15 protein-coding genes are annotated in these 12,425 nt (G+C 70.0%); 11 read left to right on the plus strand and 4 right to left on the minus strand.

What is annotated here, in order from left to right:
* Window positions 1-111: 111 nt before the first annotated feature.
* The 7 genes from AB0L71_RS07075 (at window position 112) to AB0L71_RS07105 (ending at window position 7,516) form a co-directional block, all read left to right on the plus strand.
* Window positions 112-1,113: an ABC transporter permease gene (locus tag AB0L71_RS07075; protein WP_365238942.1), complete on the plus strand. Its 1,002-nt coding sequence runs from the start codon at window positions 112-114 to the stop codon at window positions 1,111-1,113.
* The gene (locus AB0L71_RS07080) at window positions 1,110-2,219 is read left to right on the plus strand and encodes an ABC transporter ATP-binding protein (protein WP_365238944.1); all 1,110 of its coding nucleotides are present in this window, start codon (window positions 1,110-1,112) and stop codon (window positions 2,217-2,219) included. Before AB0L71_RS07075 ends, AB0L71_RS07080 begins: the two co-directional genes overlap by 4 nt.
* Window positions 2,216-3,460, plus strand: a complete 1,245-nt coding sequence (locus tag AB0L71_RS07085; RefSeq protein ID WP_365238947.1) for a dipeptide ABC transporter ATP-binding protein — start codon at window positions 2,216-2,218, stop codon at window positions 3,458-3,460. Before AB0L71_RS07080 ends, AB0L71_RS07085 begins: the two co-directional genes overlap by 4 nt.
* Window positions 3,461-3,478: 18 nt before the next feature.
* Complete coding sequence (locus tag AB0L71_RS07090; RefSeq protein WP_365238949.1) at window positions 3,479-4,150, plus strand: trimeric intracellular cation channel family protein; 672 nt, start codon at window positions 3,479-3,481, stop codon at window positions 4,148-4,150.
* Window positions 4,151-4,255: 105 nt separating this feature from the next.
* The gene (locus tag AB0L71_RS07095; protein ID WP_365238952.1) at window positions 4,256-5,122 is read left to right on the plus strand and encodes a thioesterase family protein; all 867 of its coding nucleotides are present in this window, start codon (window positions 4,256-4,258) and stop codon (window positions 5,120-5,122) included.
* A gap of 272 nt (window positions 5,123-5,394) precedes the next feature.
* Entirely contained in the window at window positions 5,395-6,213 is an 819-nt protein-coding gene (locus AB0L71_RS07100; RefSeq protein ID WP_365238954.1) for a thioesterase family protein, read from the plus strand.
* A gap of 133 nt (window positions 6,214-6,346) precedes the next feature.
* A complete protein-coding gene (locus AB0L71_RS07105; protein WP_365238956.1) occupies window positions 6,347-7,516 on the plus strand; it encodes a cysteine desulfurase family protein in 1,170 nt (389 codons plus the stop codon).
* 66 nt (window positions 7,517-7,582) lie between these two features.
* Here the strand turns inward: AB0L71_RS07105 and AB0L71_RS07110 are convergent, their stop codons facing one another.
* Window positions 7,583-8,275 (minus strand): N-acetylmuramoyl-L-alanine amidase, encoded by a 693-nt coding sequence (locus tag AB0L71_RS07110; protein WP_365238959.1) that lies wholly within the window; start codon window positions 8,273-8,275, stop codon window positions 7,583-7,585.
* 61 nt (window positions 8,276-8,336) lie between these two features.
* Between AB0L71_RS07110 and mnmA the strand changes: the two genes are divergently transcribed.
* Window positions 8,337-9,464 carry a tRNA 2-thiouridine(34) synthase MnmA gene (mnmA, locus tag AB0L71_RS07115; RefSeq protein WP_365238962.1) on the plus strand — a complete coding sequence of 376 codons (1,128 nt, stop codon included), beginning with the start codon at window positions 8,337-8,339 and terminating at the stop codon, window positions 9,462-9,464.
* Window positions 9,465-9,580: 116 nt separating this feature from the next.
* On the opposite strand, the gene AB0L71_RS07120 is transcribed toward mnmA, so the two are convergent.
* Together AB0L71_RS07120 and AB0L71_RS07125 are read right to left on the minus strand one after the other, a co-directional pair.
* A complete protein-coding gene (locus AB0L71_RS07120) occupies window positions 9,581-9,784 on the minus strand; it encodes a DUF397 domain-containing protein (RefSeq protein WP_365238964.1) in 204 nt (67 codons plus the stop codon).
* An 11-nt stretch (window positions 9,785-9,795) separates the two neighbouring features.
* Window positions 9,796-10,179 (minus strand): DUF397 domain-containing protein, encoded by a 384-nt coding sequence (locus tag AB0L71_RS07125; RefSeq protein WP_365238967.1) that lies wholly within the window; start codon window positions 10,177-10,179, stop codon window positions 9,796-9,798.
* Between the two features lie 134 nt (window positions 10,180-10,313).
* Between AB0L71_RS07125 and AB0L71_RS07130 the strand changes: the two genes are divergently transcribed.
* Window positions 10,314-10,565, plus strand: coding sequence for an ATP-binding protein (locus AB0L71_RS07130; RefSeq protein ID WP_365238970.1), 252 nt, complete (start codon window positions 10,314-10,316; stop codon window positions 10,563-10,565).
* Window positions 10,566-10,654: 89 nt separating this feature from the next.
* Here the strand turns inward: AB0L71_RS07130 and AB0L71_RS07135 are convergent, their stop codons facing one another.
* On the minus strand, window positions 10,655-10,990 hold the full coding sequence (locus tag AB0L71_RS07135) for a DUF427 domain-containing protein (protein WP_365238973.1): 336 nt from the start codon (window positions 10,988-10,990) through the stop codon (window positions 10,655-10,657).
* 119 nt (window positions 10,991-11,109) lie between these two features.
* On the opposite strand from AB0L71_RS07135, the gene AB0L71_RS07140 reads away from it, so the two are divergent.
* Entirely contained in the window at window positions 11,110-11,649 is a 540-nt protein-coding gene (locus tag AB0L71_RS07140; RefSeq protein WP_365238975.1) for a TIGR00730 family Rossman fold protein, read from the plus strand.
* 27 nt (window positions 11,650-11,676) lie between these two features.
* Window positions 11,677-12,366 carry an SDR family oxidoreductase gene (locus tag AB0L71_RS07145; RefSeq protein ID WP_365238977.1) on the plus strand — a complete coding sequence of 230 codons (690 nt, stop codon included), beginning with the start codon at window positions 11,677-11,679 and terminating at the stop codon, window positions 12,364-12,366.
* Window positions 12,367-12,425 lie beyond the last annotated feature (59 nt).

The raw sequence follows: 12,425 nt of genomic DNA on the forward strand, positions 1-12,425 counted from the left end.
CGGGTCCTTCACCCTCGCATGCGCTAGTTCGAAGGGCAGGTGAAGGCCGCGGGCGGGCGGCTGTCGTCCTCACAAGGGGACGGCAGCCGCCCGCTGACCAGGCCGACTGCAGTGCTCGTCTACCTCCTCCGGCGACTCGTCAATGTCGTCGTCATGCTGGTGATCGTCTCCATGGTCACCTTCGGCATCTTCTTCATGGTGCCGAAGATCACCGGAAGCGATCCCGCACTCCTCTATGCCGGCCGTGAGACCAACAAGACGGCCATCGAGGGCATCCGTAAGAAGATGGGCCTCGACAAGCCCCTCACCACCCAGTACGGGCTCTTCGTCAAGGGCATAGTCGCCGGCCGCGACTACGACACGGGCGCGGAGATCACCCACTGCCCGGCGCCCTGCTTCGGTTACTCGTTCAAGAACGAGCAGCCGGTGTGGGAGGACCTGAAGCAGCGGGTGCCCGTCACGCTGTCGCTGGCGGCGGGAGCCTCGGTGCTCTGGCTGATCGGCGGTGTCGCCACCGGCGTGATCTCCGCACTACGCAGACGCACACTGCTCGACCGGGTCACCATGATCACCGCGTTGGCGGGTGTATCGCTACCCATCTACTTCACCGGGCTGGTCTGTTCGGCGGTCTTCATCTACAGCCTGGAATGGATGGAGACGATCGACTACGCGCCGTTCACCGACGATCCCGGGGCCTGGTTCAACAGCATGCTCCTGCCCTGGATCACCCTGGCCTTCCTCTTCGCGGCCACCTACGCCCGGCTCACCCGCGCGACCATGCTGGAGATCCTGGGCGAGGACTACATCCGTACGGCCCGCGCCAAGGGCCTCAAGGAGCGCGTGGTCATCCGCAAGCACGCGTTGCGGTCCACTCTGACTCCGATCATCACGATCTTCGGCCTGGACCTGGGCGCCCTGCTCGGCGGCGCGGTGCTGACCGAGTCGACCTTCAACCTTCCCGGACTCGGCAAGGCCGCCGTCGACGCCATCAATTCCGGTGACCTGCCGGTCATCATGGGCGTCACCACCATCGCGGCGTTCTTCGTCGTCATGGCCAACCTGATAGTCGACCTGCTGTACGCGGTCGTCGACCCGCGTGTGAGGCTGACGTGACCGACAACACCCCCACCCAGGACAAGCAGCCGGCCGGTCCGGTCGGTGTTCCCGAGCAGGGCGGCACACGGCCCGAGGCCTTCCTCTCCGTACGCGACCTGAAGGTGCACTTCCCGACCGACGACGGCATCGTCAAGTCCGTCGACGGGCTCTCCTTCCAACTGGAGAAGGGCAAGACCCTCGGCATCGTGGGCGAGTCCGGCTCCGGCAAGTCGGTCACCTCGCTGGCCATCATGGGCCTGCACCGATCCGGTCACGCGCGCAGCCGCCCCGACATCAGCGGTGAGATCTGGCTGGACGGCGAAGAGCTGATCGGCGCCGGCGACGAACACGTGCGCAAGCTGCGCGGCCGGCAGATGTCCATGATCTTCCAGGACCCGCTGTCGGCGATGCACCCGTACTACACGGTGGGTTCGCAGATCGTCGAGGCGTACCGCAACCACCACGACGTCAGCAAGAAGGCGGCCCGTGCGCGCGCGGTCGAGATGCTCGACCGGGTCGGTATCCCGGAGCCCGCCAAGCGCGTCGACGCCTATCCGCACGAGTTCTCCGGCGGTATGCGCCAGCGAGCGATGATCGCGATGTCGCTGGTCAACAACCCCGAACTGCTCATCGCCGATGAGCCGACGACCGCCCTGGACGTCACCGTCCAGGCGCAGATCCTCGACCTGATCCGCGATCTGCAGAAGGAGTTCGGATCCGCGGTCATCATGATCACTCACGACCTGGGCGTCGTCGCCGAGATGGCCGACGACATCCTGGTCATGTACGGCGGTCGCTGCGTCGAGCGCGGCACCGCCGAGCAGGTCTTCTACGAGCCCCGGCACCCGTACACCTGGGGTCTGCTCACGTCGATGCCGCGCATCGACAAGGAGGAGACCGACCGGCTCGTCCCGGTCAAGGGTTCCCCACCCAGCCTGATCAACATCCCGTCTGGCTGCGCCTTCAACCCGCGCTGCCCGTACGCGGATGTGCCCAAGGGCGGCATCACCCGGACCACGCGCCCGGAGCTGCAGCAGGTCGAGGGCGACCACTTCGCGGCCTGCCACATGTCGCCGGAGGATCGGACCCGGATCTGGACCGAAGAGATTGCGCCGAAGCTGTGAGCGACAAGAGCGAGAAGACCGAGAAGAGCGCCGCCGCGACGGCGATCCCGACGCAGCCGGCGAGCTCGCCCGAGCCGCTGCTCAAGGTCGACAACCTGGTCAAGCACTTCCCCATCAAGAAGGGGCTGCTGCAGCGCCAGGTCGCCGCGGTGAAGGCTGTCGACGGCATCTCCTTCGACGTGCGCGCGGGGGAGACCCTGGGTGTCGTGGGTGAGTCCGGCTGCGGCAAGTCGACCATGGGCCGACTGATCACCCGGCTGCTCGAACCGACCAGTGGCACGGTGGAGTTCGAGGGCAAGGACATCACGCACCTGGGCGTCTCGGCGATGCGGCCGATGCGCCGCGACGTGCAGATGATCTTCCAGGACCCGTATTCCTCACTGAACCCGCGGCACACGGTCGGCACGATCGTCAGTGCGCCCTTCAAGCTCCAGGGTGTCACGCCCGAGGGCGGGGTCAAGAAAACGGTCCAGGACCTGCTCTCGCTGGTGGGCCTCAACCCCGAGCACTACAACCGGTATCCGCACGAGTTCTCCGGCGGGCAGCGTCAGCGCATCGGCATCGCCCGTGCGCTTGCCCTGCGGCCGAAGCTGGTCGTCGCCGACGAGCCGGTCTCGGCGCTGGACGTGTCGATCCAGGCACAGGTGGTGAACCTGCTCGACGACCTCCAGGACGAGCTCGGGCTCACCTACGTGATCATCGCGCACGACCTCTCGGTCATCCGCCATGTCTCGGACCGTATCGCGGTGATGTACCTGGGAAAGATCGTCGAGTTGGCGGACCGCAAGTCGCTGTACTCGGCGCCGATGCACCCGTACACCAAGGCGCTCATGTCGGCCGTGCCGGTGCCCGATCCGCGTCGTCGCGGGGTCAAGAGCGAGCGCATCCTGCTGAAGGGCGACGTCCCGTCGCCGATCTCGCCGCCCAGCGGCTGCCGCTTCCATACCCGGTGCTGGAAGGCGACGGAGACCTGCAAGACGCAGGAACCGCCGCTGGTCGCGCTGAAGACCGGGCACCAGGTGGCGTGCCACCACCCGGAGAACGCGCCCGACCAGGCGCCAGGCGAGACGGTGACGGCGGCGGCGCGCGAGGCGATCGAGATCGTCGCGGTGGGGAAGCCGGAGGCCGGTGCGGAGGAGGAGCGGGAGACCGACGCGGTGGGGCAGCCGGAGGCCGACGGGAGCACCGCGGACGACGGCGCCGCTTCGTCCGATACGCCGGAGGACCGCCCGAAGGAGTAGTACCGGCACAATTGCCCGGTGCTCAACGAACTGTTCACGCCCTCCGTCCAGCATGCGCTCGACATCGTCGGGATCTTCGTCTTCGCGATCTCCGGCGCTCTGCTCGCCGTACGCAAGAACTTCGATGTCTTCGGCATCGCGGTACTCGCCGAGGTCACAGCGCTGGGCGGAGGGCTGTTCCGTGACATCGTCATCGGGGCGGTCCCGCCCGCGGCGTTCACGGATCTCGGCTACTTCACCACCCCGCTCCTCGCCGCGGGCCTGGTGTTCTTCCTGCACCCGCAGGTCGAGCGGATCCAGGTGGGCGTCAACGTCTTCGACGCGGCGGGGCTCGGGCTGTTCTGCGTGACGGGCACGGTCAAGGCGTACGACTACGGACTGGGCCTCACGGCCTCGGCGGCCCTGGGGCTGGCCACCGCCGTCGGCGGCGGTGTGCTGCGCGACGTCCTGGCCAATGAGGTGCCCTCGCTGCTGCGCTGGGACCGCGACCTGTACGCGGTGCCCGCGATCGTCGGTGCCGCCGTGGTCGCGGTCTGCATCCGCTTCCACGCGCTCAACGCCTTCACCAGCGGCACCGCGGTGATCCTGGCCTTCGCGCTGAGGCTGCTCTCGATGCGCTACCACCTACGGGCCCCGCGTGCCTACAACCGCCGGTCGGCGACGGCCGAGGAGGGCCGGGCGGCCTCCTGAGGCGGTTCGGGTGAACCGGCCGGTGCACCGACGGAAGACCCGCTTCCACATCTCCCTACCCGCAAAGCTACCGCTCAGTAATACAATCGGTGTACGGTGCGACTCATGGCACAGACAGCAGAGCAGGCAGCGCAGCGCGCGCGGGTGACCATCGGGGACAGCGAGTTCGATCGCGACACCGCGGTCACCCTTCGCGAGGACGGCGTCTACGACGCCGAGCTCTCCGCGGGATGGACCATCCTCGAAGCCGTCAACGGCGGTTATCTGCTGGCCATGCTCGGCCGTGCGCTGGGCGAGGCGCTCCCGCACCCGGACCCCTTTTCGGTCTCCGCGCACTACCTCACCGCCTCCGTCCCCGGCCCCGCGGTGATCCGGACCCAGGTCGCCCGGGTGGGCCGGACCCTCTCCACCGGCCAGGCGTCCCTCTTCCAGTTCGCGCCGGACGGCACCGAGATCGAGCGCATCCGTGTCGTCGGCACCTACGGCGACCTGGACGGACTGTCCGACGAGGTCCGCACCTCGGCGAGGCCGCCGGCCATCCCGCCGCTGGAGCGCTGCCTCGGACCGAGCGACGGCCCGGTCCCGCTCGCCGGCGGCTCCGCCATCACCGAACGGCTCGACATCAGGATCGACCCGGCGACGGTCGGCTGGGCCGTCGGTGCCCCCTCCGGCAAGGGCGAGATGCGCGGCTGGTTCGGCCTCGCGGACGGCCGGGACGCCGACCCGCTCTCGCTGCTGCTCGCCGTCGACGCACTGCCGCCCACCTCGTTCGAACTGGGCCTCAAGGGCTGGACCCCGACGATCGAACTCACCGCCCACATCCGCTGCCGCCCGGCCCCCGGTCCGCTGCGCGTCTCCATCACCACCCGCAACCTCGCGGGCGGCTTCCTGGAGGAGGACGCGGACGTCTGGGACAGCGCGGACCGGCTGGTGGCCCAGTCCCGGCAGCTCGCCCGCGCACCGCGCGGCTGAGGCCGTGGCCCGCCGATGACGTGCCCGGATGCGCGGCGCGGGCATCGGCGGGCGGACGCCGTGGCGGTGGGTGGCGCGGCTCCGGGTGCCCCGAGGTCTCCGGCGCGACCCGGCGCCGCGGAATTTCCGGTGTAACGCACACCGACCCGTTGTGGGATGCGTCACGGACGCGCTTCGCACGCTCTCCGGCCCCCTACGATCCTGATCACGAGCATGGGCACGGCCGTTCCCTCTTCGCTCAACTCCCTGTACCTGCCGAGGAGAACCGTCCCGTGACCGACCATGCGGCGCGCGAGAGCTACTACGAGCGCACGGGTGAGCACCGCTACAAGCCCACGGCCCACGCAGGGGGTGCGTGGAACCTCGACGAGCAGCACTTCAGCCCGGTCGCCGGCCTCATCGTCCACGCGATGGACCAGCACCTGGCCGGGCGGCCCGAAAACACCCTGACGCCGGTCCGGATCAGCTTCGACATCCTCGGACGCATCCCGCTGGGCGAGTGCGAGATCCAGGTGGCCACGATCCGCCCCGGCCGGACCATCGAACTCATCGAAGCCGTCCTGCTCATCGACGACCGCGCGATCGTGCGCGCCCGCGCCTGGCTCGCCGCTTCCTACGACACCTCGGCCGTGGCGGACAGCCCCCATGAACGCCTCCCCGCCCCCGAGACCCTGGAGCCGTGGGTGATGAGCAACGCGTGGGGCGGCGGCTACATCGCGTCCATCGACGCCCGGCGGATGACGCCGCTCCGCAGGGGCCGCGGCACGGCCTGGATCTCCAGCCGCCTCGACCTGGTCGCCGGGGAGCCCAGCAGCCCGCTCGCCTCCTACATCACCCTCGTGGACACCGCCAATGGCGTCGCCGTGCAGCAGGACCCCACCGAGTGGATGTTCCCCAACCTCGACCTGACGATCCACCTCCACCGCCGGCCCCGCGGGCCCTGGACCGGGCTGGACACCACGGTGACCTTCGGCCCTTCCGGACACGGGCTCACCAGCAGCGTTCTCCACGACATCGACGGCCCGGTCGGTCACGCCGAACAGATCCTCACCGTCCGCCCGATGCCGCCCGGCCAGGGCTCCGACCGGTAGGGCCTGCCGGGAACCTCGTCGGCCGAGTGTGCCGCACGCCGACGGCTGTGGGGGGCGTACCCCGGTGCGCGGGGTCCGGGTCGCGATGCGCCCGGCATACGCCCCGTCGGGGGCTCGTAGAATCGAACCCACCATGGCTTACCTCGACCACGCCGCGACCACGCCGATGCTTCCGGAGGCGATCGCGGCGATGACCGCCCAGCTCGCCGTCACCGGCAACGCGTCCTCACTGCACGCCGCCGGGCGCCGGGCCCGCCGCACCGTCGAGGAGTCGAGAGAGACCCTCGCCGACGCCCTCGGCGCACGCCCCAGCGAGGTGGTCTTCACCTCCGGCGGCACCGAGGCCGACAACCTCGCGGTGAAGGGCCTGTACTGGGCCCGCCGCGCCGCCGACCCCCGGCGCACCCGGGTGCTCGCCAGCCCCGTCGAGCACCACGCGGTGCTGGACGTCGTCGACTGGCTCGCCGAGCACGAGGGCGCGAACGTCGAATACCTCCCCGTCGACCCGTACGGACGGGTGCATCCGGACGTGCTGCGCGAGGCGATCCTCCGGGATCCCGACGATGTCGCGCTGGTCACCGTGATGTGGGCCAACAACGAGATCGGCACGATCATGCCGATCCGCGAACTGGTCGACGTGGCAAGCGAGTTCGATGTGCCGATGCATGCCGACGCGGTCCAGGCGGTCGGCCAGCTGGACGTCGACTTCGCCCGGTCCGGACTGGCCGCGATGACGGTCAGCGGGCACAAGATCGGCGGACCGGGCGGCATCGGAGCGCTGCTGCTCGGCCGGGAGTACACCCCCGTGCCGGTGCTCCACGGCGGCGGTCAGGAACGGCACGTCCGCTCGGGCACCCTCGACGTGCCCGCCATCGCCGCCTTCGCCGTCGCGGGACGGATGGCCGCCGACGGACGCGAGGACTTCGTCCGCGAGATCGGCGGCCTCCGCGACGAGCTGGTGGCGGCCGTGCTCGCGGCCGTCCCCGACGCCCTTCTCGGCGGGGACCCGGCCCCGGGCGGGCGGCTCCCCGCCAACGCCCACTTCACCTTCCCGGGCTGCGAGGGCGACTCCCTGCTCCTGCTGCTCGACGCGCAGGGCATCGAATGCTCCACCGGCTCCGCGTGCACCGCGGGGATCGCGCAGCCCAGCCACGTCCTGCTGGCCACCGGCACCGACCCGGACCTGGCCCGCGGCACCCTGCGCTTCTCGCTCGGCCACACCTCCACCCAGCAGGACATCGACGAGGTCGCCCGCGCGATCGGCCCGGCGGTGGAGCGGGCCCGCACGGCGGGACTCACCTGAGAGCAGGCCGGACGGGCGGACGGACGGCGGGGCGGCGCGGCGGGCCGGATACGCCCGGCAGGTGCCTCACGCGGCGGGCGGATGCGCGTCCGCCGCCCGGACCAGCTTCAGATACCGGTCCCAGTCCCAGTGCTTCCCCGGATCGGTGTGGTCCGTACCCGGCACCTCCACATGCCCGACGATGTGCTCGCGGTCCACCGGTATTCCGTACCGCCCGCATATCTCCGCCGTGAGCCGCGCCGACGACGCGTACATCGCCGCGGTGAAGTCCTGCGGACGGTCGACGAAGCCCTCGTGCTCGATGCCGACGCTGCGTTCGTTGTACGACCGGTTCCCCGCGTGGAACGCCACATCCAGTTCACGGATCATCTGCGCCACATGGCCGTCCTTGCGCACCACATAGTGGGCAGCCGCCTGGTGGCCCGGGTCCTGGAAGACCTTCACCGCGCCTCGGTAACTGCCCTGGGTGACATGGATGACGACCCGGTCGATCGGGTAGTCCGCGGGGCGGTCGGCCTGCCTCCAGTTCGCCGGGGACGCCGCTATCCACTCCGCCCGCGCGTAGTCCACCGCGCCCGGCGTCCGGGGCTTGTCCACCCCGGGCAGCCGCCACCAGGCGCGCTCCAGCTTCTCCCGCGCCAGCACCGCCGTGCCCACGGCCGTGGCGGCAGCGCCGATCAACAGTCCGCGGCGGCTGACGCCGCTCCCGGACTTCGCCCCCGCGGAGCCCTTGGCGCCCGCCGTCCCCTTGGTCCCCATGTGATCCAGAACGCATATCCGAGCGCGTTCGGTTCCCGGGGCCACGTACCCTGGTGGGGCTATGACTCAGACTCCCCAGCGCCCCCTCCGTGTGCTTGCCGCGATGTCCGGCGGTGTCGACTCCGCCGTCGCCGCGGCCCGCGCCGCCGAGGCGGGCCACGACGTGACCGGTGTGCACCTCGCCCTCTCCGCCAATCCGCAGTCCTTCCGGACCGGAGCACGTGGCTGTTGCACGATCGAGGACTCCCGTGACGCCCGCCGTGCCGCGGACGTCATCGGCATCCCGTTCTATGTCTGGGACCTGGCGGAACGCTTCCGCGAGGACGTCGTGGACGACTTCATCGCCGAGTACGAGGCCGGGCGCACCCCCAACCCGTGCCTGCGCTGCAACGAGAAGATCAAGTTCGCCGCGCTGCTCGACAAGGCCCTCGCGCTCGGCTTCGACGCCGTGTGCACCGGCCACTACGCCACCGTCGTCCTGAACGAGGACGGCAGCCGGGAGCTCCACCGCGCCTCCGACATGGCCAAGGACCAGTCGTACGTCCTCGGCGTCCTGGACGAGAAGCAGCTCGCCCACGCGATGTTCCCGCTCGGCGACACCCTCACCACCAAGGACGAGATCCGGGCCGAGGCCGAGCGCCGGGGCCTCGCCGTCGCGAAGAAGCCCGACAGCCACGACATCTGCTTCATCGCCGACGGCGACACCCAGGGCTTCCTGGCGAGCCGGCTCGGCACCGCCGAGGGCGACATCGTCGACGAGTCGGGCACGAAGGTCGGCACCCACGAAGGCGCCTTCGGCTTCACCATCGGCCAGCGCAAGGGCCTGCGCATCGGCCACCCCGCCCCCGACGGCAAGCCGCGCTACGTCCTGGACATCTCCCCGGTGAACAACACGGTGACGGTCGGCCCGGTCGAGGCCCTCGACGTCACCGCGCTCACCGCCATCCGGCCCCGCTGGTGCGGCACGCCCCCGTCCGGCCCCGGTACGTACACCGCCCAGCTCCGCGCCCACGGGGGCGAGACCGAGGCGACGGCGGAGCTGGTGGACGGCACTCTGCACGTCACCTTCACCGAGCCGGTGCGGGGCGTGGCCCCCGGCCAGGCGGTCGTGCTGTACGACGGCACCCGCGTGGTCGGCTCGGCGACGATCGCGACGACGGTACGGCGCGAGCGGGCCGCGGCGGGCTGAGGGTACGGGGTCGACACGGTCGGGGCCGACTGCTCGGCCCCGACCAGGTCTGGATCGCGGCCACGGACCGGCCGGGCGCCACTGAGGTCCATGCGCTTACTCAGCGGCCGTGTCCCTCACGAGTAGCGCTGTCCGGTATCGCTCGCCTTTACGCGGAGCAGCAGCCCCCGCAGAGCATCCCGGCTCACTACCAGAACGGCGTCCGGGCTCTCGCTCTCGCGAAGCGCGATGCCGCCTTCGGCGGACAACGAGGCTACTTCGACGCAGTTGTTGCCGCCCCCTCCGCAGAACGACGAACGTTGCCAGTCACGTTCGGACACGTCACGACCCCTCACAACTCGCGGGCGATTGACCGGATGAGATCACGCGACTCATCGGGAGGGAGGGCGGATTCCTCCATCAGGTCAAGAAGAGAACGATAGTTCCCCAGCGGCGTCGGCGCATCGATGAAATGACCGCCGAACGATGTGTCGAGCTGAACGGTATCGAGCTGTGCGACCGGGCGTGTCAACGGCTCTTGGGGCCCCTGATCGCAACGCGACTTGATACTGAGCAGCAGCGCTCGAATGGCGTCTCGGTCCGTCACCAGAACGTTTCCCGGGCTATCGCTCTCGCGCAGCGCGACGCCACCCTCATCGGCCGGCGAGGCAAGCTCCAGGCAGTTGTTCCCCCCTGCGTCGGAGAATGATGACTTCACCCAATGCAGGCCGGACACGTGAGGCACCTCTTACAGCTCCCTGGCGATGGAGTGGATGAGATCTCTGGACCGGGTGGGAGTCAACGCCACCTTCTCGACCAAGTCCAGCCGCGTACGGAAGTTGGCCAGTTGCCGAGCTGACCACCAACTCCGTGCGGCACATACAAGGTCCGGCCGGTGTGCGGCTCCAGTGGCGGCACCCGGTGCTGAGGGTCAGTGTCTGGGACCTCATCCCGGACCTGCCCAAGCCCTACAGGCAGGCCGTCGGGTCGGGGGCCGAAGCCGGACGGGGGCTGGCCATCGTCGAACTCTTCGCCGACCGGTGGGGCGGATGTGCCATAGGCAAAGGGGAGTTGGGGTCGGGCGGCAAGACCGTCTGGTTCGAGCTGGTTCTCGGCACCTGACCACCGGAAACCGGTCCTGCTGGGCAGCCCTGACACGCACCCCGGAGCGAGGTGGCGGCAACTGGCGCAGGCCCAACGTCAGGTGACAATCAGTCAGAGACCTTCTCGGTGTCGTAGAAGCAGAAGTGGTCCTTGATCGCGGCGACGTCGGGCTTGGGGTCCGGATACGCCCAGACGAGATCTGCGGCGTCCGGCAGCGACCAGTAGGAGGCGTCGCCCTTGAACGGGCAGTGGGTGTGGGTGTCCGAGGCCGTGAGCAGCTCCGTACGGACGTCCTCGGGAGGCAGGTAGTACCGGGCCGGACAGCCGGTCTCCCGCAGGACGAGCGGGCGCCGGCTCTCGGCCAGCACCTGCCCGTCGTGCACCACACGCACATGCTCGGTACCGGGTTCCACGGTGATGACGTGTCCTCGTGTGGAAGTCATGTCTGGTTCAGCCCTCCCGCGCACCGATTTCTTCCCCCGCCCGCGCGCACGTCCCGGTGCCTGGCCGATTTTCGAACCGGGCGTCCCGGTGTGTCAGTGGTGGCCCGTACGGTTGCGCCATGAACATCTGCGTCTTCCTCTCCGCCGCCGACCTCGACGACCGCTACACCGTGCCCGCCCGCGAATTCGCCGAGCTGCTCGGCCGGGGCGGCCACACCCTGGTCTGGGGCGGGTCGGAGAGCGGCCTGATGAAGGTCGTCGCCGACGGGGTGCAGGAAGCGGGCGGGCGGCTGGTGGGGGTGTCGGTCGACTTCCTGGCCGCGAAGGCCCGTACCAACGCCGACGAGATGGTGATCGCGCGTGATCTCGCCGAGCGCAAGGCTCTCCTCCTGGAGAAGGCCGACGCAGTCGTGATCATGGTGGGGGGCACCGGGACGCTCGACGAGGCGACCGAGATCCTGGAGCTGAAGAAGCACGGCAAGCACGACAAGCCGGTGGTCCTGCTCAACACGGCAGGCTTCTACGACGGGCTGCGCCAGCAGTTCCAGCGGATGGAGGACGAGGGTTTCCTGCCGGTCCCGCTGGCCGACCTGGTGTTCTTCGCGAAGGACGGCGTGGGCGCCCTGGCCTACCTGGAGGAGTGGTCCGGCCTGCAGTGACGTGGTCACGGGTGAGATCATGGCGGGATGTCCACTCATGTCATCACCGGCGCCGGCTCCGGTATCGGCGCAGCTGTCGCCCGTCGTCTGCTGGAGCGCGGTGACGAGATCGTGCTGCTGGCCCGTGATGCCGGCCGGGCGAAGGAGCTCGCCGGACGGTACCCCGGAGCCCGTACGCTCGTCGGCGACCTCTCCAACCCGGACCGGCTCTCCTGGGCCTTCGCCCAGCAGCCGATGCCGGAGCGGATCGACTCGCTCCTGCACATCGCGGGCGTCGTCGAACTCGGCAATGTCGGTGACCTCACGCCCAAGGCGTGGCACTTCCAGCTCAACACCAACCTGGTCGCGCCCGCCGAGCTGACCCGGCTCCTCCTGCCGCAACTGCGGGTCGCGCAGGGCCATGTGCTCTTCGTGAACTCCGGCGCCGGCCTCGCCGCGCATGCCGAGTGGGGCGCGTACGCCGCGAGCAAGCACGGTCTGAAGGCGCTCGCCGACTCCCTGCGCCAGGAGGAGCACGGCAACGGGGTCAGGGTGACCTCCGTCTACCCGGGGCGCACCGCCAGCCCCATGCAGGCCAAGGTCCACCAGCAGGAGGGCAAGGAGTACGACCCCGCGCGCTGGATCGACCCCGAGTCGGTGGCCACCACGATCCTGATGGCCCTCGACCTGCCGCGTGACGCGGAGGTCAACGACCTCACGGTGCGCCCGGGGCGCTGACCGCCTCTGCCCGGCCGCTCCCCGGCCGGGGCCGTCCGCCGACCCGCTCGCCAGCCCGT

This window comes from Streptomyces sp. NPDC052052 (assembly GCF_040680455.1).
GTDB lineage: Bacteria > Actinomycetota > Actinomycetes > Streptomycetales > Streptomycetaceae > Streptomyces.

What these genes read in the sequence shown, in the direction of transcription:
- AB0L71_RS07095 (WP_365238952.1), top strand. Translation starts at nt 4,256, where the DNA reads ATGGCACAGACAGCAGAGCAGGCAGCGCAGCGCGCGCGGGTGACCATC.
- AB0L71_RS07105 (WP_365238956.1), top strand. Translation starts at nt 6,347, where the DNA reads ATGGCTTACCTCGACCACGCCGCGACCACGCCGATGCTTCCGGAGGCG.
- AB0L71_RS07110 (WP_365238959.1), bottom strand. Translation starts at nt 8,275, where the DNA reads ATGGGGACCAAGGGGACGGCGGGCGCCAAGGGCTCCGCGGGGGCGAAG.
- mnmA (WP_365238962.1), top strand. Translation starts at nt 8,337, where the DNA reads ATGACTCAGACTCCCCAGCGCCCCCTCCGTGTGCTTGCCGCGATGTCC.
- AB0L71_RS07135 (WP_365238973.1), bottom strand. Translation starts at nt 10,990, where the DNA reads ATGACTTCCACACGAGGACACGTCATCACCGTGGAACCCGGTACCGAG.
- AB0L71_RS07140 (WP_365238975.1), top strand. Translation starts at nt 11,110, where the DNA reads ATGAACATCTGCGTCTTCCTCTCCGCCGCCGACCTCGACGACCGCTAC.
- AB0L71_RS07145 (WP_365238977.1), top strand. Translation starts at nt 11,677, where the DNA reads ATGTCCACTCATGTCATCACCGGCGCCGGCTCCGGTATCGGCGCAGCT.